Genomic DNA, 20,467 nt, shown 5'->3' on the forward strand with positions numbered 1-20,467 from the left:
AGTGTCGAAAAAAAGCTTATTAAAATCTTTATTTGAAAATATCTATAATCCAAATATTGATCCCGAAAAGTTTATTCAAAAATTTGTACGCTTAGACTATAAACAAGTTGTTGATGGTCATAAGATTGATTACGATGGCTTTATTGAGCACATCAAAAAACAACGTGAGGTTGTTGAGAGTGTTAGATTTGAGTTTATTCATCTAGTAGAGGAGGGTGATATGGTAGCCTCTTTACATAGGGTATATGCCAATATGAAGCTGGATAATCGTAAATTAATAGCTGAAGTTCATGCTTTCTTTAAATTTGATAAAGATATGTTAGTTTCTTGTGATGAGCGTACTAGAATTATCCAAGGCAAGCCTGAGGATGAAGATCTAGGGCGTAGAAAATAATATTTAGGATAGTAAAGTTACTAGTGATCATCATCGTAGCTAGCTTTATGAGATTTACCTTCTATATATGAAGTAAATGCGATTAGTAATGCTGATACCACAAATACTAAGTGGATAGCTGCTGACCATGCTAAGTCTCTATCAGATGAATGAGATACTTCTAGAAACTTCTTCAAAAGAGAAATAGAAGATATACCTATGATAGAACCAGCAATCTTTAATTTAACTGCATTTGGAGATAACTTTTTAATCCAAACAGGTTGACCCCCACCTTTTTTATCAAGGTTCATTTTACTTACGAAGTTCTCATAACCACTTATGACTACAATGACTACAAGGTTTGCTACTAGTACAACATCACATAGTGTCAGAGCTAATATAATAAGTTGATCTTCATCAATGCTGCTATAAGCAGTGAATAAATGGTGAAGTTCATGATATATCTCATAGATAAACCCAAATAAAACTAGTGATAAAAGCAAATAGATTGGGGCTTGAAGCCAACGAATCCCAAATATAAACATTTCTATTACTGATAGTATTTTATTAATGAATCTACTCATGAACTGAATCCTTATTTAGCGGTTTTAAATTAACTATTCCGTAAGTAAAGATATATTAGACAAAACTTAAAAGCAACTAGCAACTATCAAATAATATTATAAGTGATATAAGTAAATATTATATGAAAAATTAAGTATCTCTTTACGAAGAGACTTTTTCTAATAATCTAACTATATGAAAATGGTTGTTGGCTTTAGCATCTTCAAGAGGAGTTCTACCCCATCTATCTTTTGCATCAGGATTTGCACCTTTGCGTATAAGATATTTGACTACTTCTTCATGACCCTCAGCTGAAGCTAGGTGTAGAGCAGTTCTTTTGTCGTAGTCTCCTTTGCTAATATCTACTCCCAACGCTACAGCTCTTTTGATTTCTGATAAGTCGCCATTACTCGCTGCCCAAATTAGTTCAAGAGTTAGGTTTGAATCTATAGTTCCTCTACCTTCAACAGGATTGATTTTATCGCAATGAGCAATATGATCATAGTTATGAAAACTAAATTTTTCTACCAATCTTTTACTAAATTCAACCCCTCTAACAGAGTTGTGATTATTGTCTAAACGTGGAGAAAAAATTGCGAATCCGCCAACATTAGGTATAGCTATAGCTAGTGCTCCTGATACACCTGATTTAGCCGGTAACCCAACTGAGAATGCATATTCTCCAGAAAAATCATACATTCCACAAGAATACATCATTGATAAGCAGTTACGAATTGTTGTTGGAGAGAATATTTTTTTGTGTGTGAAAGGACATATACCTCCATTAGCAATAGAGCTCATAATCTTGGACATTTTTTTAGCATTTACTTGTATAGAACATGTTTGGAAATAAAAGTCTAAAGAAGTGTCAATATTTGTATTTTGTGGGAATGCTCCAACTTCTTTCATAAAGTATGCGAGAGCATAGTTTCTGTTAGCTGTTTCTTTTTCAGAATGATACACAGCGTTATCAAAACCTATAGTTTCACCACCAGCTAGATTCTCCCAAACATTAGTTATATATTCAAATCTATCAGCAAGGTTCCACTCTGGTTTAATCAATGAGCACATCATTATCGCACCAGAGTTTATCATCGGGTTGTGAGGGCGGTCATATTTGTTTAGTGCTATTGCATTGAATGTAATACCACTAGGCTCTCTTCCAACATGCTTATGAACCTTATCTTCTCCGTTTTCTTCTGTTGCGATACAATATGTGATAGGTTTAGCTGTTGATTGAACACAATATGGATGTTCAAAGTCGCCAAGTGTAATCATCTGACCATCTACACTACAAAAGGCAACAGCAAAAAGTTCGGAATCAACTCTTGCTAATTGAGGAATATATGCAGCATTTTTACCAGAATTATTTTTTTTAGTTTCTTCAAATATTTGTTCAATCTCTTTACGGAAATCTTTGAAATTTGGAATTGTAAATCCTTTGCTGACAGATTTCTCAATTATACCGCTACTATCAGAAGTTATTTCTTTGAATTTTTTAAAGTCAATTTTGTCTATGACTGTTAGTCTATCTAGTTCTGCTCTTAATTTCTTGGTGCGCGGATCATCATTAGCTATACCCGCATCATCTAGGATAGTTGCTATATCAAATTTGGTCAAAAAACCATCATTGTTGCAGATGGCATTGAAAATGTTTTTATAATACTCATCTCCAGAAGACCTAGTTCTAATTAGTTTGTTTTTCATTTAGATGATTTAATCTTGAGTTACGTAGATGGTATTTTACCGAAAAAAAGAAAGATTTGATATATAGATAATATTAGTTGATAGCGGCATTTGCTAGAGCCATAGCGATTACATAAGGATCTGCATTTGCGCCAGGTCTTCTATCTTCAAGGTAACCATAACCTTTAAGTGCAACAGGTCTAGGGATTCTAATAGAACATCCTCTATCTGCATCTCCTACACTGAAAGTGTTCATGTCAGAAGTCTCTAGTTTTCCTGTTAATCTTTCATGAAGATTATAACCATAGTTTAAGATATCTTTTTTATGATTTTTTTCTAATGAATCACATATTTTCTTTATAGCTTCTCTTCCTGTTTCAGGATTTCTTGTTTTGCTTGTAGAGAAGTTAGTATGAAGGCCAGCACCATTCCAATCACCTTTGATAGGTTTGTTATCAAACGATATGTCTATACCGTACTCTTCACCTAGTCTTTCTAGAAGCCATCTTGCTAAGTGTGTATGATCAGATATGTTTAGTATCCCAGCATCTTCACCTTCAACTCCTCTGTAGCCGATTTGGAATTCCCATTGTCCAGGCATAACTTCTGCATTTATACCATAAAACAGTATTCCAGCATCTAAACAAGCTTGCATATGAGCTTCTACTAAATCACGACCGTAGGCTTTGCTATTTCCAGCACTACAATAATAAGGACCTTGTGGACCTGGGAACCCTGTAGTAGGCCATCCAAGTGGTCTACCATCTTTGAACATTGTATACTCTTGTTCAAATCCTGCCCACATATCTTGGCAGTCAGCACTAGCTAATAGAGCTCTTAGTTTAGCTCTATTATTTGTGGCATGCGGAGTTTCTCCATCTGGATTATAAACTTCACACATAACAAGATATCCACACTCTCTCAAAGGATCGATTACAAAATTAACAGGCTTTAGAATGCAGTCTGAATTATCACCTGTAGCCTGATTCGTAGAAGAACCATCAAAGCTCCATTCAGGAAAGTCATCAGCAGTCTCAAAATCTTTAAATGGTAAAACTCTTCCCTTAGATCTAAGGCTAGGTACAGGATCTGAACCATCAATCCATATATATTCAGCGGTCACTACTTTCATATCTTTATTATATTCCTTAACATTGATTGATTAATCCTGATTAATGATATCAATTGTCTAAAAAAAGTAAATAATACTTATAGCCTCGTAACAAAAAAACTCAAAACCATAGCTAGAAAACTTCAAAAATTATTTCATTAAGTTTGAGTTTAATATTGCCTTTTTTAGCACCTTTAATATACAAATCAGTTTGTAGACATTTTTCAAAACCTATAGATATTTTTTCAGTACTAGTCTTATTTGCTAAGCTAATATAGAATTTCTGTTTTGAAGGCCAGATATTATTGTCTTTGAATATCTTTTGGTGATATGTTGGTTGTGTATTTTTAAGTTGTGAGATTATTCTTAATTCTCTTTTGATAGCCCATAGCACTAGAGGCGGTTTGTCATTTTCAGTTAGAATACTATTGAGAATTTTTAGTGCTTTAGTTTTTTGTTGAGAGAGAAGGGCTTCAGAAAGATCAAATACATCAAAGTTCGCATGTTCGTGTATAAATGGACGAATTGTGTTTTCATCATAGGTCTGAGTACTTTGGCGTGATAGTAGCTTGATAATTTGTTTAGAAGCAATCAGGTTACCTTCTGTTTTTTGAACTAGTAATTGAACGGCAGGTTGCGTGAGACTTAATCCTAATTGTTTTGCTTCATAATCTATTATATTTATAGCGTTATCTATATTGGGGTTAAATATGCTTATATGTATAGCTCGATGCTCCAAGCTTTGGAACCATTTAGCTGAGGTGTTTTGTTTTTTCATACCACTGAAAACTAGCAAGTAAACATTATCATCTTCACTTATTAATTTATCAGCTAATGCTTGCTGTAGTTTTTTCTGAGGAGGCTTATCGAAGTTGAACTGGATAAGTTTATCCATAGAAAATAGGCTTAAGCTATCAACTTCACCATACAACACATCTAAGTTCTGCTCATTTAAATCATGGTATGAAATCTCATAGCTTTTTGCTTTAAATTGATCTGTTATTTTTTCTATAATATTATGTTTCTGTAAAGGCTCATCACCTGTAATCATAAAAAGCTTATATTCTGTTAAATCATTTTTTTTGAGCAGATCAAAATAACTTAGTTGCATAATATTAAAAAAGTTTAATTATAGTTAGATATCATAGTTAGTTTACTATACTGATTAATGGATAAAAAACTAAAAGCGTACAATATGAAAAAAATATTATCAATAACTCTGGTTTTGCTTGCAGTGTTATTAACAGGCTGTGTAACAAAACCGGATAATATTAAGCCGGTTGAGAATTTTCAAGCACAAAAATATCTAGGTAAATGGTATGAGATAGCTAGATTTGATAATAGTTTTGAGAAAGGCATGACAGAAGTGTATGCTGAGTATAGCCTAAATCCTGATGGTTCGATAAAAGTTGTAAATAGTGGTATTACTCCAGAAACTGGTAAGAGAAGCTATGCAACAGGTATTGCTAAATTTGTAGATGGAGATGATCAAGGCTATCTTAAAGTGTCATTCTTTAGACCATTTTATGGAGCTTATGTAGTATTTAAACTTGATGATAATTATAAGTACGCGTATGTCGCAGGAGTAAATGAAAATTACTTATGGCTACTATCTAGAACCAAAACTGTACCTCAAAGTGTCAAAGATGATTTTATCAAAAAAGCTAAATCACTAGGTTTTGATACTAATAATCTAGTGTGGGTTAAGCAATAATTGCTCTCAAAACAAAATAATCTTCATAAAGCTTCTATTCCCTCATTTTTAATCTAACAGAAAAAGGCTAAAATATGTCTATTCTTATTAGAGCTTTTTAAAAGATGAAAGGATTGGCAGATTTCAATAGATTTGATTTTGGTTGGTTAGTCGTTAGTATTGGCATGGCTGTTGGTGCAGGGATTGTATTGGTGCCTGTGAGTGTAGGGGTTGTTGGTTTTGCAGTTTTTGTAGTGTCAATACTGATAGCTTATCCTGGTATTTATCTGTTTCAAAAGTTATATATAGAAACTTTATTTGCTGCAAAACAACCCAAGCCATATAAAGAGACTGTAGCCGAATTATTGGGCAATAAATGGGCTGTTTTTTTAGGGGCGGTATATTTATTGATGATGCTAACATGGACTATTATATATGCTGAGGTTGTTGCAAAATCATTAGCAGCATATCTATATATGTTTCATCTCAGCTCAAATCCACATTTAGAACAAAATGCGTTATACAGTGCTATATTGATGATTATTTTAATATTTACTGGTATGAAAAGCCAAAGGCTATTTGTAAGAGTATCAACTTTTTTAGTGTTTATATTAATCATAGCGATTGTATTAGTATCTATATCTTTAATTCCGCTATGGTCATTTAAGAATGTTGTGGAAATACCTGCAAGTAGTAGTGAGTTTGTTGCTAAGAGTATCATTATGTTGCCATTTTCTTTGACATCAATATTGTTTATACAGTCCCTAAGTCCGATGGTTATTGGTTACCGTAAGTATTATCACAATAAGGATAAGGAATTTGTTTTATCTAAAACTCTAAAAACTATGACTTTAGCATTTGTGATCTTAGTTGTTATTATTGGTTTTTATGTTCTATCATTTTCGTTAGTTATCCCTAGAGCCGATGCATTAGAAGCAACACAAAATAATCAATCAGCATTTATACTTTTAGAGAAACAGCACATATCAAATATGCTAATATATGGATGCGGAATTGTTATTAGCTTATGTGCTATTTTGACATCTTTTTTGAGTGTATTAGCAGGTATGGAGGAATCCCTAAAAGGCTTGCTGCGAAATAGTGCTATCAAATTAGGGCTTAAAGAGGACTCGAAGGGTGTTTTTAGTTTAAATACGCTTGTGATAGGAATAATTTTTTTAATGACATGGCTTTCAATAGTTTTTGATGCTCCTGTGTATAAATTAGTACCTTTATCTGGACCTGTCTTTGGTATATTGGGCTGCTTAGTGCCTGCGTATATTGTTTTTAAGATACCTAGTCTTGAGAAATATCGAACAAAAAGTATTTATTTTATTATTTTTGTTGGAATAATATTAGTGATATCACCACTGTTGACATCGGCATTATCTTAAAAATAGTGACTATATAGTTAGAAGATGTAAATCGATAGATTTAAATAAGATATATGTTTTTAAAAGGTTAATGTCTAAAATGTCTCATACCTGTGAAGACCATAGTTATACCAGCTTTGTTAGCAGCGTCAATAACTTCTTGGTCATTCTTTGAGCCACCTGGTTGGATTACAGCAGTTGCACCAGCTTTGATACACTCTTCTAAGCCATCAGCGAATGGGAAAAAGGCATCTGAAGCTACAGCAGAACCTTTAGCACCCTCATGAGCTTGTGCTTTTTCTGCTCCAATTCGAGCAGAATCAACTCGTGACATTTGCCCAGCACCAATACCGACTGTTTGAGTATTTCTAGCATAGACAATAGCATTAGATTTGACATATTTAACAGCTTTCCAAGCAAACATCATATCAGCCCATTCTCTGTCAGTTGGAGCTCTGTCAGTTACAACTTTACAGTCGTTTATTTCAACACCACCGTTGTCATAAGATTGAGATAAAATACCACCATGAATATTTTTGCTAATCATACGCGATGATTTTGTATCAAAAACTTTGCCAGTCTCTAGTACTCTAAGGTTCTTTTTAGCAGCTAAGATATCAAGTGCTTCTTGAGTATAGCTTGGAGCAATTATTACTTCTAAGAACATCTTGCCTAGAGATTCTGCAAATTCTTTATCAACCTCGCAGTTAAAAGCAACAATGCCACCAAATGCGGAAATTGGATCACAAGCTAGGGCTTTTGTCCAAGCTTCATAAGCATTTTTACCAGATGCGATACCACAAGGATTTGCATGTTTGATAATCGCACATGAGGGTTCTGAGTATTCACAAACCATTTCAAATGCACCATCAGCATCATTTAGGTTGTTGTATGATAGTTCTTTACCTTGTAGTTGCTTAGCATTTGTAATGCTTATACAGTCAGTATCAGTAGAGTATAAGGCTGCTTTTTGATGAGGATTTTCACCATATCTTAGTACTTGCTTTAGAGTTCCTACTGAAAATAATTTTTCTGGGTACTCTTCATCAAGTTCCTTGCTAAACCAATTTGCAATATGGCTATCATACTCAGCAGTATGGGCAAATGCTTCTTTGGCAAATTTACGACGAGTAGCTGGAGTCGTTTGACCGCCATTATCTGCCATTTCCTTTGCAACTATTTCATATTGGTTAGGGTTGGTTACGATAGTTGTGTGCTTATGGTTTTTTGCGCATGAACGTACCATTGACGGCCCACCTATATCGATATTTTCGATACAAGTGTCAAAGTCAGCGCCTGATTTAACAGTATTAACAAAAGGGTATAAGTTAACTACAACCATGTCTATTGCACCGATATGATTATCTGTCATAGCTTGTAGATGCTCTGAGTTATCTCTATCTGCTAAGATGCCACCATGAATTAGTGGGTGAAGAGTTTTTACGCGACCATTCATGATTTCTGGGAATTGGGTGTGATCAGATACATCTTTTACATTTAGCCCAGCTTCTTTAAGGGTTTTTGATGTTCCACCTGTTGAAAGTATTTCGACATTATATTTACTTAACTCTTTGGCAAATTCAACAATACCTGTCTTGTCAGATACAGATATAAGAACCCTCTTTATTTTTGACATGATTTTTCCTTGTTAATGATATGTTAAAGCTTAAAATTAAAATCTTATTATAACAATTTTAATCACAAAATCTTAGTCAAAACGCTTTTGTTTATGGGATATTTTACTAGTAAAATAGTGACTAATATATTAGTATATTTAATATCAGAACTTTAATCTTTAGATATTCAATTTAATATGTCAAATATTGTAATCGTTGGTGCTCAGTGGGGCGATGAGGGCAAAGGTAAGATTGCCGATACATTAGCCGAAAAATCAGATTTAGTTGTTCGTTATCAAGGTGGTAACAATGCTGGACATACTCTAGTGGTAAACGGCAAAAAAACATTTCTTCATTTGATTCCATCAGGTGTTTTGCATAAGCATACAAAATGCGTAATAGGTCATGGTGTAGTTGTTGATCCTATAGCTCTTGATACAGAAATTACACGTCTACAAGATACAGGTATTGAGATATCTGCAGATAATCTGTTTGTTTCAGAATCTTGTACAGTTATTACTTCATATCACAAGCTTTTAGATGCTGTTAGAGAGAATAGCACTACTGAGAAGATTGGTACAACTGGTAAGGGTATCGGCCCAGCGTATGAGGATAAAGTATCACGTAAAGGTATCAAATTTAAGCATTTGTTTGACAAAGATGTCCTAAGATCAAGATTAGCACTTTCTTTGGCTGAGAAAGAGACTCTATTTAAAGATTTATATAAAGTAGAGTATCCATCTTTAGAAGAAGAGTTTGAGAGATTGTATACACTAGGGCAAAAGCTTAAACAATATTCGGCTGATACTTTCTCTATCATCGATCAAGCTGTTTCTACTGGTAAAAATGTTGTATATGAGGGTGCTCAGGGAGTACTTTTAGATATTGATTATGGTACATATCCATTTGTGACATCTTCGAACACATCTGTAGCGGGTGTGTACTCAGGTGCAACAACAGCAGGACATAATCTTGATCATGTAATAGGTATTACAAAAGCTTATACTACTAGAGTTGGTGAAGGTCCTTTCCCAACAGAATTATTTGATGATACGGGATTATTTATACAGAAAAAAGGTGGTGAAATTGGTGTAACTACAGGTCGTATCCGTAGATGTGGTTGGCTAGATTTACCATTGCTTAAGTATTCTGCTAAGTGTTCAAATTTGACATCTATAGCATTGACAAAAGTTGATGTTCTTTCTGATTTAGATACCCTAAAGATATGTATTGGCTATAAGTATGAAGGTAAAGAAATATTCTGTGCTTATCCAGGCATAGATCTATATAAAGTAGAGCCTATACTGGTAGATATGGAACCATTCTCTCTTGATGAAGTTGTAACAAAAGAAAATATGCCTACTGCTCTTAAAACGTATTTAAGAACTATAGAAAATCATATTGGTATTCCAATATCTTCATTGGCTTATGGCCCATCTAGAGAGCAGATTTTATTCTTTGAAGATTATTTCAAAAAGGGTTAGTTATGAGTTTTGCTAAAGATAATACAGAAGTATATATAAGTGCCGAGCAGCTAGAAACTGAGATTACAAAGCTAGCTGATAAGATAAATAAAGATTATGCAGGTCAAGAGATTGTATTGATTTGTGTATTGAAGGGCTCGTTTATGTTTTTTGCGGATCTAACTAGGAAGCTAGAAGTTGATCTTAGAACTCACTTTGTGACGGCTTCATCTTATGGTTCTGGTACAGTTAGTTCGGGTAAGGTAATCTCCACTATTGGCTCCTTGAAAAAAGAGTATATTCAGGGTAAAAACGTAATTATAGTCGAAGATATTGTTGATACTGGACATACTTATCATAAGCTTATGGATGGTATAAATGAGCTAGAACCAAAGAGCTTAAAATTTGCAACTTTACTATTCAAACCAGCTAGGCTAGAAAGAGAAGTAAACCTAGATTATATATGCTTTGAAATTGAAGATAAGTTTATAGTTGGTTATGGTCTAGACTATAATGATAGATATCGCCAGTTGCCATATATCGGTATCATGAAAGATACTAAGTAAAATTTTCTTAAAAGATATATCCACGAAACATCATTATTAGTTATTTTATAACTTTGAGGTACTCAATAGACAGTCTTTAATACTCTGTACTTTATAGAGTATGTTAGTAACTAGATGAAGCCGATGTTTCTGGTTTTTTATGATGATGACAGCTAGTTACAAGTGTAGTCATAATTATTAGCATAATAGGTATTATTAGTAGCTTTTTCATATGTATTTTCCTTCTTAATTCTTTATAAGTACATATAATGTATGATCTTTAATTAATATTAATTTGGTAGACCATAAAATGATAATAATTAATTACTTATAGATATACAAGTTATTCAGGAGTAAGAGGACTTTTTTTAAAGAGTTTGAATTTGCTAAGATGGTTATTAAAAATAACTACTGACAAAAGTCTCTCTCAAGAAATCTTCAGCAAGCTTCCAAGCTCTTTTGTTTGACTCTTTGCTAAATACAGTACCAAACTCAGGATCATTAGCATTAGGGTTAGTAAAAGCGTGATATGTATTACCAAAAGTATGTAGTTGCCAGTCAGCTTTACGCATATTCATCTCTTGTTGAAATCTATTGACTTGCTCTGGTGGTACCATAGGGTCATTATAGCCATGTAGTACAAGTATTTTTGTGTCTATTTTTTGCTCTTTAACAATGTTAGATTCTAGCAAGCCGTGGAAGCTAATAGCAGCTTTTAATTCAAAGTTCGATCTAGCCATATCTAGAACACATTTACCACCGAAGCAAAAGCCTATAGCAGAAACACTTGACTTATCTACGCGAGGCATCTTTCTAACAATATTGTATGCAGACCTAAGTCTAGTCATAAGAGCGTGTTTGTCTTCAAGTAGGCTATTCATAAGAGTTGCATTTTCTTCTTTAGAACTGCCTACTTTACCTTCACCATATATATCTATGGCAAAACCTAGATAGCCTTTTTTTGCCATAGCGATTGCTTTTTCACAAGCAAAATTATCTCTACCAGCCCATGTCGGTGCTACCAAAACTGCCGGTAAATGCGCTCCTCTATCAGGGTATGCACAAAAGCCTTTTAATAAAACACCATCACCACGGTATTCAATTTCTTTGGTTATTATCATTTTTCTAAATTAAGTATACTAAAATTAGCATAATTATAATCGCAAATATGGCTTCGGTATAGTGACAACTTACTAGATTAGCAAAAATTAATAGAATTTACTTTTTATGATACTTATTAGATATAAAATACAGATAATAGTGGTAATAAAAAAGCTAATAGGAACATCGATATAATAGGCAGCTACAATCCCAGACCAAACAGTCAAGATGGATATAACTGTACTTAGAAATATAGGTTTATAAAAGCCATCTATCCATTGAGTAGCGATCGCAGCCGGACCTATAAGTAGTGAGAACACTAATAGTATACCAACAACTTGACAAGCCATAGATACTGTAATCGCAATGCAGATGAAAAGTAAGATGGACAGAAATTTATTGGGGATCTTTTTTGATTCAGCAAATACAGGATCTATCGATGATATAAATAATGGTCTAGCAATCATAGCTAAAAGAGCTATAGTAAATATAGCAAGAGTAAGTAGTATATATATTTGCTCTAGTGTCACAGTGAGGATATCACCAACAAGGATGGACATCACAGAGCCTGAATAGCCACTTTGATATAAAAACAGGAAGTAAGTACCAAGACCCAAAAAGAAAGTCAAAACGATGCCTATCGCGATATCATTTTTTTTGATTTTATCACCAAAGGCACCCATAAGAAGACCTGCGACTAGGTTTATGACAAGCTGTCCAGTCATGGCTGATAAATTTAGTAGAACTGCTCCAGAAGCTCCGGTAAGACTAATATGACCTAAAGCATGAGATGCAAATGATAATCTTCTGATAATCACAAAAAAACTAATAATACCGCATATAAGAGCGATTATGGTTCCAGCTATAAAAGCATAGAGCATGAAAGTATAATTAAACACAGATATCCTCCTGTAGACATGGCATCTCATTACAATAGTGACATTGACCATCCTTAAAGTGAATAAAAGCATCTAGTTGTGAGCTAATCTCTTTCATATCATGAGAGATTAGAAGTAATGTAATACTTTCTTTTTTGTGAATTGCTTTTAAGCATGCTAGAAATCTTTGCTTTGCATCTGGATCAAGATCTGATAGAGGCTCATCTAACAAAAGAACCTTAGGATTATTTATAAGAGCTTGAACTAGATATATACGCTTTTTTTGACCTCCAGAAAGATTCTTAAAAGGCTTGTGTATATAGTCTTGAGTCTGGGTCAACATAATAAGATATTCCAACTTTTCTCTGAAATTCTTATCAAATAAAGGTAATCCCCATGAGTTTGGTTTATAACTGTATTTTACCAGAGTATAGCCAGATGTTTTTTCTTCAAAATTGATTTCTCTTTCTTGTGGTATATAGCTAATGCTATTGATATCAACTTTTGCATTATTGATAGTAATAGAACCAGAGATACTTGGTATCTTACCCAAAAGAGTTTTGAAAAAGGTTGATTTACCAACACCATTTTTACCTACTATACCTACCCAAGCATTTGTTGGGATTTCAAGATTAAGAGGTTGTGTGATTGGCTTGTTATAGCCAATTATCAGATTAGAACATTTGATCATTTTATTGGTTAGATTTGTCTAGTGCTTCAGCAGTTTTTTGTAATGTTTTTACCATCCATGTAATAGCATCTTCATTTGTAGGCATCGTTTCTGTAATACCAACTACGGGTATATCGTTTTCTTCTGCTAGCTCTAACATTTTATTAGTGACATTATCAGTAACTTGCTTATTATAGAAAAGAGCTTTAACTTCTTTATCCATGAAAAGTTTTTGATAATCAATCATCATTTTAGGACTAGGTTCAGACTCATTCATAATAACCCATTGGAATGCTAGACCTTTCATATCTAAGCCTAGAGCACTTGCCATATAACCAAATAGAGGTTCTGTAGCTGTAACTGGAGTGCCTGCGCTAGATTGTTTGATTTGTTTAACAAGATCGTAGACTTGTTGATACTTATGTTCAAAATTAACATAGTTTTTCTCAAATAAATTACTATCAATGGAGTCTTCTTTAGAGAATACTTCCTTTAATTTTTTCGCGAGAGCAGGGAATGTGTCAGGATCATACCAAAGATGAGGATTGATACCAAATTTTGGAGTTTCAGGATAATCTACAAGATCTTGTACTTTAATGATTGTAGCATGTATATTACTCTTAAGAATAGGTATAATCCATGAGTCATAATCTGCACCGTTGTATATAATTACGTCAGCTGATGCTAACAGCTTAGCATTTTTGACCGAGGATATAAAAGTATGCGGATCGCCATCAGCATTGTTTATGATATTAGTAACTTTGACATTACTACCGCCTATAAGCTGAGCTATACTTCCATATTGGTTTTCAGCAGCAACTACAGTTATATCATGAGATCCTTTTGTTGTTTGTGGTTTAGTTGTCTCTTTTGTTAGAAAGTTAACAGCTACAAAAGCTATGATGATTATTGCCATCGCAGCAGCGATTATTAATTTTTTCATATTTTATATAGGTTCAAAATTTTATAACAAATAATAGATTAAAAAAAAGTTAGAGTAAAGCAGTATATATTTTAGTTATTTGAATCTTTGATAAACAAGGCAATTATAAATGAAAGAATCATTAATATAGGAATAATTATTAATGTGTTTTGGAAAGCATATAATGTCTCATGTGATTGCTTAAGATGAGTTATTAATGCTCCTGTAGCTGGTTGTAAGATTCCTCCACTTAGTGGTAAGAACATATTTACTACTGCTAATCCAGTTGCAATTTGTGTCGCAGAAACAGTATTTCTTAGTGCAGAATAATTAAGAACATGAACTGCTTGGACAGCACCAAATAGGATACATAAGATTACAGCTACAGGAAAACTTGTATTGAAAAATAATAAGTATGTAACAATAAAGAATCCAAAGATAGGTGTAATTAATAAGAATTTCTTCTCGCCGTCAAATATTGAGGCAATAGCTCCCCATATTGGACTAGATATAGCTACACCAATAAAGATTAGTGAGGTACAGTAACCAGCATTGGCTTGAGAGAAACCGGTCAGTTGTAGATATTTTATTCCCCATAAATCAGCAAAAAGAACAGTGGTTCCATAGATAGTAAAGCAATACAAACCATTAAACCAAATTTGTTTATTTTTGAATACAGTAACAATATCTTTCAGACTACTTGTCTTTTGTTCATTTTGCATATTCTGTTTAGAGTAGTCAGGATGTACTCTTATTATAAATATACTAACAAGTAGTAAAATTACAGAAATTATGAATATTAAAGCCATAATTTGTGAAATGCTTAAATGTCTAGCTAAGAACACTAGAGGTGCGGCTGAAAGCGTAGCCCCAACGTATAGTACAAATTGAGTTAGGCCTGTAAATGCAGGGAACAATCTATTTGGTAACCATATCGCAATCGCTTTTATAGCACATAAAATGGCAAATCCTCCACCAAAGCCTGCTAATATTCTATAGGTCAAAAGCATTGATTCATTATGAGCTAGAGTGGCAATTAGCATCGCTACGGAAAATATTGCAGAACTTACTATCATGACTCGTTTAATGCCAAATTTGTCTACAAGAATACCTGCTGGGATCTGTGAAATTATATAGCTCCAGTAGAAAGATGAGCTAAACATTGCAGTTGCTGCAAGGGTAAGGTTATATGGCTCTTCTGTAAAGCCATCAAGCAGAGCTCCTGTTGATGATCTTACAAAATACTCAAGAGCATAAAAAAATGCACAGGCGAACCATATACTTAACCCTAAAGCGGTAACTTTTTTCTTATACATTTTATTAGATTCCTCTTTTATCAAAAAAATTGCTTAGCAAAGATGAATAAAGGCTAAGCATTATAGGGGATGACAAAAATGATATACTAAACGATAACTTTTGTGAAAGCAAATTTTACTTATTTTTAATATTGGTTTTTAGTTTTTTGCAGGAACAATTCTAGTATTGTTGCCAGACATATATATAGTCACTTCATCGCCAATATTTAAGCCATGTTTATCTTCTTGTAATATGGCAAGTGTTTCACCATTACTTAACTGTATTGTAAATTGATATCCTTTTGAAGATGTTATGGCATCTTCTGTAGCACCACCTGCAATACCACCAACTACAGCACCACCAATAGAACCAGCAATACTAGTAAGCATATTACCACTACCCGCTAGAGCTCCACCAAGCCCACCAGCAAGACCACCTACACGAGCACCTACATTGTCAGAACCTTTGATATGAACTTGCTGAATATCTATGATTTTACCTTGTTTGACTTGAGATACTTGACCTACAGAGCTAGCCGAATAGCTTGGCTCTGATGTACTACAACCACCCAATATCAAGAGTGATAAAAATATTAAAGTATAAAAAATATTTTTCATATAATATTCTCCTAACAACAAAGTTTATTTGCAATATCAGCTACTCTTTTACCTAGTGTTTTACATATTTTTATTTCATCGTCAGACATGGTTTTGTTTGGTGAAAATGTATTTAGGTGAGATGCTCCATATGGAGTGCCACCTGTACGAGTATGTTCTAATGCTTGCTCGCTATATGGTACACCAACAATTAAACAACCATGATGTATAAAAGGGATCATCATTGATAGTAGTGTACTTTCATGGCCAGAGTGCATTCCTGAAGCTGCGGTAAAAAAGCCAACAGGTTTGCCGATTAGGCTACCTTTGAACCATATATCACTATGAATTTCTAAAAAGTATTTCAAAGGTGATGCCATATTGCCAAAGTATGCGGGACTTCCAACTATCAAACCATCACAATTGGCAAGATCTTCTTTTGTAGCATATAGATCGCCATTATCTGGAATTTTAGAGTCAATTTGCTCAGTTTTTGCTGAGATATTTGGTACCGTACGGACTATGGCTGTAGCACCTGTAGCTTCTACACCTAGGGCTATAGTATGAGCCATTTTCTTTGTACTTCCACCTTGGCTGTAGTATAGTATTAGTATGTTTTTCATTGTTGTTTTTCTATGTTTGATATCAAATTATACAAAAAATATTTGTCAATATTTAAAAACTATTGGATCTGGGTCTTCAAAGAATATCTTCGTAAAGATTGTCCAACAGTAGCTGCGGCTATAACTCTTACGAGTTTGTTTGCTATCGTACCAGCTTTTTTCATTATAATAAATATTTTGAATGCTTTTAACGCATTTAGTTCTCTTTCTGAGAATTTACAGAATTTTCTTTTTCAGAATATGCTTCCCGAGACTGCAGCGACAGTCCAGCAGTACATCACAAGTATTTCTGAAAAGATGACCTCTTTGCCAATTACATCAGTTATAGTTTTATTGGTTGTTATTTTTCTAATGATTAAAAGGTTGGAAATTACTTTAAATAAAGTTTTTTATGTTAATAAACAAAGACCGCTGGTTCAGAGTCTATTGGTTTATTGGGCTTTGATGACAATGGGGCCTATACTTATGGGTTTTGTATTTATTTCTAGTACATATCTTATTTCTATGGCTTGGTTTGTAAAAGATATTGGTATTGAGCAATATCTTTTAAATGGATTATCTTTAATTTTTTTAATAGCAGGATTTTTTGTTTTTTATAAGATATTACCTAATACAAGGATTAACTCAAAAACGGCATTAATTGTAGCGTTTTTGGTGGCTATAGTTTTCTCTATTGCAAAAAAACTTTTTGCTCTATATATGTTCTATGTACCTACTTATTCAGTGATTTATGGTTCATTATCTTTGATACCTATCTTTATACTATGGGTCTTTGTTGCTTGGCAGATTACACTTCTAGGAGCTGTAATGATCAAAGCTATACAGTATATGGAGGTGACACTAGACTTTAAGAAAGAAGTAAAAAGAGATGATCTAAGTATTAGTGTGTGTATGCTTAAAGAATTACATGTGGCTCAAAGAGAGTCGAGAAATGGAATCAGTATTGACCAAATGTATCAAAAAATGGCGGTTGCTGATTACGATAAAGTTAAGAAAATCTTATATGACTTAGAAACCGCCGGAGTTATTAGAATAACTGCTCAAGATATTTGCTATTTAAATTGTGATGTATTTAGTACAGACTTGTATGAGATATATTTGGCGTGTAATCCAACAATTAATTTCAAAACGAGCTCTATAAGAAAAATTAATGTAATAAAGTCTGACTTATACAAAGATCTTGATATAAAATTATACGAGTGTTTTTAGGCGTATAAGGATTTATGTAATGTTATTTGAGACTCTTGATTATTCAGCATTGATTATAAATGTGTTGTATACAATATACTTAGCAAGGCTTAAAGTGTGGTCTTGGTCTTTAGGTATAGTAGGTGCGATACTTTTGTTATTTTTGTTTGCAATGAAAGGTACATATTCACTGGTATTACTCCAATTTGTTTATGTAATATTCTTCAGCTATGGTTGGTATAAGTGGTATACACAGGGTATAGATGGTGAGCATAAGACTGTTAAGTGGATGAAGAGAGCTGACTATTTTCGTTATATTGTCTATCTAGTGATACTATGTATTTTTAGTATTGTATTTAACTATATCACTAGTTCAGCAGATATATTTTCAACAGGTATTCTCACAGGTATTACATTTACAGCAATTATTATGACTATAGAGAAGTTTATGGAAAATTGGATTGTATGGATTATTTCGGATTTATATTTCGTTGTAGTCATGTATCAACAAGAACTGTATGGACAAGTGCTCCAGAACTTTATATTTTTCATTACAGCTGTTTATGGCTTTTATTACTGGTATAAAAATACAAAAACTGCAGAAGTTAGATAATGATTGTTAAGGTTGCTCTAGCAGTACCTCCAAGTTACTTGCTTGATTACTCTATTAAAGATACTAATGTCGAGCTATTTAGCAGAGTTTTGGTACAGGTGGGTAAGCGTCAACTTATAGGCTTTATTGTAGCTAAAGATATAAAGATTGATTATGAGCTTACAAGAGTAAAACCTATCCTAAAGATTATAGACCAACCTATTAGCGATGTTGTACAAAGACTTATTTTGTGGTTGTCGCAGTATTATTGTTGTGATTTATATAATGCTATACGTTTGGCTTTACCAAATGATTTTTTGAAAATCGAGAAAGTTTCTCCTCAGAAAGATACCTATGTATATTTAGATCAAATAGAGCTACAGCAACATAAACTGACTTCAAAGCAACAAGATGTTCTAAAAATTTTTGCTAATAATGAAGCGCTTCGTTTTGAGGATCTAAAAGAACTAGCCTCTAGCTATGTTATTAATAAACTGCTTGATAAAAACATCCTCAAAAAAACTTATAAGTTAAGACAGTCTAATAATACTATAGAATCAGACTTACCTAAGTTGCTTAATCCAGAACAGCAATATGCTTTTGAGCAAATTACATCACAATCGGGTTTCAAGGTATCTTTACTTTATGGAGTAACTGGAAGTGGCAAAACAGAGGTTTACTTACATACCATTCAGAGTTTTTTAGCTAAGTCTCAACAAGTTCTTGTCTTAGTGCCAGAAATAAATCTTACACCACAGACAATCAAAAGATTTGAGAAGAGGTTTATATATAAGAATGTTGTTGCACTACATTCTAAACTAAGTGATAAAACTAGGTTAACTAACTGGTTAAAAATAAAAAATGGCGAAGCTGATATTGTAATTGCTACTCGAAGTGGAGTCTTAGCTGACTTTAAGAATCTTGGGATTATCATCGTTGATGAAGAACATGATAGTTCATATAAGCAACAAACAACAACTATTCGTTATAATGCTCGTGATGTTGCTATATTTCGAGCTAGTCAGTTTAATGTTCCAGTCGTTCTGGGTAGTGCTACACCATCTATTCAAAGTTACTATAATTATCTTATTGGAAAGTATAATTTGCTCAAGCTTAATAAAAGGGCGCTAAACTCACATCAGAATACGATTGAGCTATTAGATCTAAAATCAAGTATTGTTGATAATGGTATTAGTAATACTCTTTTTTCATTGATTGAACAGAATATTAACGATCATCAGCAGTCATTAATATTTATCAATAAATTAGGCTTTGCTAAGGCTTTGGTCTGTAAGGGCTGTGGTGAGGCTGTTGAGTGTAAGAGATGTGATAAGCCATATACATTACATACACATCCATATCAGTACTTAGAATGTCATTTTTGTGGTTCTCGTAAACCAATAGTTACAGCTTGTCCAAGTTGTAATGCTGAAGAGCTTTTTGCTTATGGTAGTGGTACTGAGAAAGTTCAATCAAGAATAGAAGCCAGATTTCCATATAATAAGATAGTGCGCTTTGATAGATCAAATATCAAAACTATGAATGACCTACATAGCATTAATCAAATGATAAATGATAAGCAAGTTGATGTTATAGTTGGTACTCAGATGATAGCAAAAGGGCATCATTTCGAGAATATTACCTTAGCAGGATTAATTAATATTGATGCTGGTTTATATAGTACTGATTTTCATGCAATAGAACGAACTGCACAAACGATAGTTCAAGTCTCTGGAAGAGCTGGGAGGGCGGATAAACCTGGAAGGATAATACTTCAGACATATCAGCCTGATAATAAACTTTTACAGTTATTGGTAAATAGTGACTATCTTGAGTTTCTGGATTATCTTCTAGAGCAAAGAAAGTACGCGAGCTATCCACCATATACCTATCAAGCACAAATCATAGCTGAATCAAAAGATGAGAATAAAGTCTTAAATATGTTGGAGCAAATATATTTGAGTTTGACAGATAGCTCCGGTGTACAAGTATCTAAACCTCTACCAGCTCTTCATTTGAAAAAGAATAATGTATATCGCTATAGTATACTTTTAACCTCAAACTCTCGTAGTCAGATAAATTCAATAATTAAATGGGTTGCTAATACTCAAATAATGTCTAGTTTAAAAAACTCAGTTAAGATGTATTTTGATATTGACCCGATAGAGTTAGGTTGA

20 protein-coding genes are annotated in these 20,467 nt (G+C 33.4%); 8 read left to right on the forward strand and 12 right to left on the reverse strand.

Annotated features, from left to right (window positions below; translation table 11 throughout):
* The first annotated feature begins 1 nt into the window (after position 1).
* On the forward strand, positions 2-394 hold the full coding sequence (locus IMS64_RS00525) for a nuclear transport factor 2 family protein (RefSeq protein WP_211490603.1): 393 nt from the start codon (positions 2-4) through the stop codon (positions 392-394).
* A gap of 20 nt (positions 395-414) precedes the next feature.
* Here the strand turns inward: IMS64_RS00525 and IMS64_RS00530 are convergent, their stop codons facing one another.
* The 4 genes from IMS64_RS00530 to holA all read right to left on the reverse strand — a co-directional run bounded on the left by IMS64_RS00530 (position 415) and on the right by holA (position 4,845).
* A complete protein-coding gene (locus IMS64_RS00530; protein ID WP_004286684.1) occupies positions 415-957 on the reverse strand; it encodes a TIGR00645 family protein in 543 nt (180 codons plus the stop codon).
* A 142-nt stretch (positions 958-1,099) separates the two neighbouring features.
* Positions 1,100-2,644 carry a glutaminase A gene (glsA, locus tag IMS64_RS00535; protein WP_211490604.1) on the reverse strand — a complete coding sequence of 515 codons (1,545 nt, stop codon included), beginning with the start codon at positions 2,642-2,644 and terminating at the stop codon, positions 1,100-1,102.
* A 73-nt stretch (positions 2,645-2,717) separates the two neighbouring features.
* The gene (locus tag IMS64_RS00540) at positions 2,718-3,755 is read right to left on the reverse strand and encodes a glutamine synthetase beta-grasp domain-containing protein (RefSeq protein WP_042524355.1); all 1,038 of its coding nucleotides are present in this window, start codon (positions 3,753-3,755) and stop codon (positions 2,718-2,720) included.
* Between the two features lie 112 nt (positions 3,756-3,867).
* A complete protein-coding gene (holA, locus tag IMS64_RS00545; RefSeq protein ID WP_012280091.1) occupies positions 3,868-4,845 on the reverse strand; it encodes a DNA polymerase III subunit delta in 978 nt (325 codons plus the stop codon).
* Between the two features lie 84 nt (positions 4,846-4,929).
* Between holA and IMS64_RS00550 the strand changes: the two genes are divergently transcribed.
* A complete protein-coding gene (locus tag IMS64_RS00550) occupies positions 4,930-5,448 on the forward strand; it encodes a lipocalin family protein (RefSeq protein ID WP_211490605.1) in 519 nt (172 codons plus the stop codon).
* A 104-nt stretch (positions 5,449-5,552) separates the two neighbouring features.
* Positions 5,553-6,821, forward strand: a complete 1,269-nt coding sequence (locus IMS64_RS00555) for an aromatic amino acid transport family protein (RefSeq protein ID WP_211490606.1) — start codon at positions 5,553-5,555, stop codon at positions 6,819-6,821.
* A 67-nt stretch (positions 6,822-6,888) separates the two neighbouring features.
* Here the strand turns inward: IMS64_RS00555 and purH are convergent, their stop codons facing one another.
* The gene (purH, locus tag IMS64_RS00560) at positions 6,889-8,436 is read right to left on the reverse strand and encodes a bifunctional phosphoribosylaminoimidazolecarboxamide formyltransferase/IMP cyclohydrolase (protein ID WP_088820715.1); all 1,548 of its coding nucleotides are present in this window, start codon (positions 8,434-8,436) and stop codon (positions 6,889-6,891) included.
* Positions 8,437-8,613: 177 nt separating this feature from the next.
* Between purH and IMS64_RS00565 the strand changes: the two genes are divergently transcribed.
* Positions 8,614-9,900, forward strand: a complete 1,287-nt coding sequence (locus tag IMS64_RS00565) for an adenylosuccinate synthase (protein WP_042524359.1) — start codon at positions 8,614-8,616, stop codon at positions 9,898-9,900.
* Between the two features lie 2 nt (positions 9,901-9,902).
* Positions 9,903-10,445: a hypoxanthine phosphoribosyltransferase gene (hpt, locus tag IMS64_RS00570; protein ID WP_012280086.1), complete on the forward strand. Its 543-nt coding sequence runs from the start codon at positions 9,903-9,905 to the stop codon at positions 10,443-10,445.
* A gap of 377 nt (positions 10,446-10,822) precedes the next feature.
* Here hpt and IMS64_RS00575 read toward each other — a convergent pair whose 3' ends face one another.
* The 7 genes from IMS64_RS00575 to wrbA form a co-directional block, all read right to left on the reverse strand.
* Positions 10,823-11,545 carry a dienelactone hydrolase family protein gene (locus tag IMS64_RS00575; protein WP_088820718.1) on the reverse strand — a complete coding sequence of 241 codons (723 nt, stop codon included), beginning with the start codon at positions 11,543-11,545 and terminating at the stop codon, positions 10,823-10,825.
* A gap of 87 nt (positions 11,546-11,632) precedes the next feature.
* The gene (locus IMS64_RS00580) at positions 11,633-12,496 is read right to left on the reverse strand and encodes a metal ABC transporter permease (protein ID WP_430886727.1); all 864 of its coding nucleotides are present in this window, start codon (positions 12,494-12,496) and stop codon (positions 11,633-11,635) included.
* A complete protein-coding gene (locus IMS64_RS00585; RefSeq protein WP_004286673.1) occupies positions 12,417-13,094 on the reverse strand; it encodes a metal ABC transporter ATP-binding protein in 678 nt (225 codons plus the stop codon). Before IMS64_RS00585 ends, IMS64_RS00580 begins: the two co-directional genes overlap by 80 nt.
* 1 nt (position 13,095) lies before the next feature.
* A complete protein-coding gene (locus IMS64_RS00590) occupies positions 13,096-14,016 on the reverse strand; it encodes a metal ABC transporter solute-binding protein, Zn/Mn family (RefSeq protein ID WP_211490608.1) in 921 nt (306 codons plus the stop codon).
* A gap of 71 nt (positions 14,017-14,087) precedes the next feature.
* Positions 14,088-15,311 (reverse strand): MFS transporter, encoded by a 1,224-nt coding sequence (locus IMS64_RS00595; protein ID WP_211490609.1) that lies wholly within the window; start codon positions 15,309-15,311, stop codon positions 14,088-14,090.
* Between the two features lie 138 nt (positions 15,312-15,449).
* Positions 15,450-15,908 carry an outer membrane lipoprotein gene (locus tag IMS64_RS00600; protein ID WP_042516969.1) on the reverse strand — a complete coding sequence of 153 codons (459 nt, stop codon included), beginning with the start codon at positions 15,906-15,908 and terminating at the stop codon, positions 15,450-15,452.
* 11 nt (positions 15,909-15,919) lie between these two features.
* Entirely contained in the window at positions 15,920-16,510 is a 591-nt protein-coding gene (gene wrbA / locus IMS64_RS00605; RefSeq protein ID WP_012280080.1) for an NAD(P)H:quinone oxidoreductase, read from the reverse strand.
* Positions 16,511-16,522: 12 nt separating this feature from the next.
* On the opposite strand from wrbA, the gene IMS64_RS00610 reads away from it, so the two are divergent.
* Genes IMS64_RS00610 through priA form a run of 3 tightly spaced genes read left to right on the forward strand, consistent with a single transcriptional unit; the run spans position 16,523 to position 20,467 of the window.
* The gene (locus IMS64_RS00610) at positions 16,523-17,719 is read left to right on the forward strand and encodes a YihY family inner membrane protein (protein ID WP_004286668.1); all 1,197 of its coding nucleotides are present in this window, start codon (positions 16,523-16,525) and stop codon (positions 17,717-17,719) included.
* Positions 17,720-17,738: 19 nt separating this feature from the next.
* On the forward strand, positions 17,739-18,311 hold the full coding sequence (gene pnuC, locus IMS64_RS00615) for a nicotinamide riboside transporter PnuC (protein ID WP_035737525.1): 573 nt from the start codon (positions 17,739-17,741) through the stop codon (positions 18,309-18,311).
* On the forward strand, positions 18,311-20,467 hold the full coding sequence (priA, locus tag IMS64_RS00620; protein ID WP_211490610.1) for a replication restart helicase PriA: 2,157 nt from the start codon (positions 18,311-18,313) through the stop codon (positions 20,465-20,467). Before pnuC ends, priA begins: the two co-directional genes overlap by 1 nt.

Source organism: Francisella philomiragia (genome assembly GCF_018135955.1).
Lineage (GTDB): Bacteria > Pseudomonadota > Gammaproteobacteria > Francisellales > Francisellaceae > Francisella > Francisella philomiragia.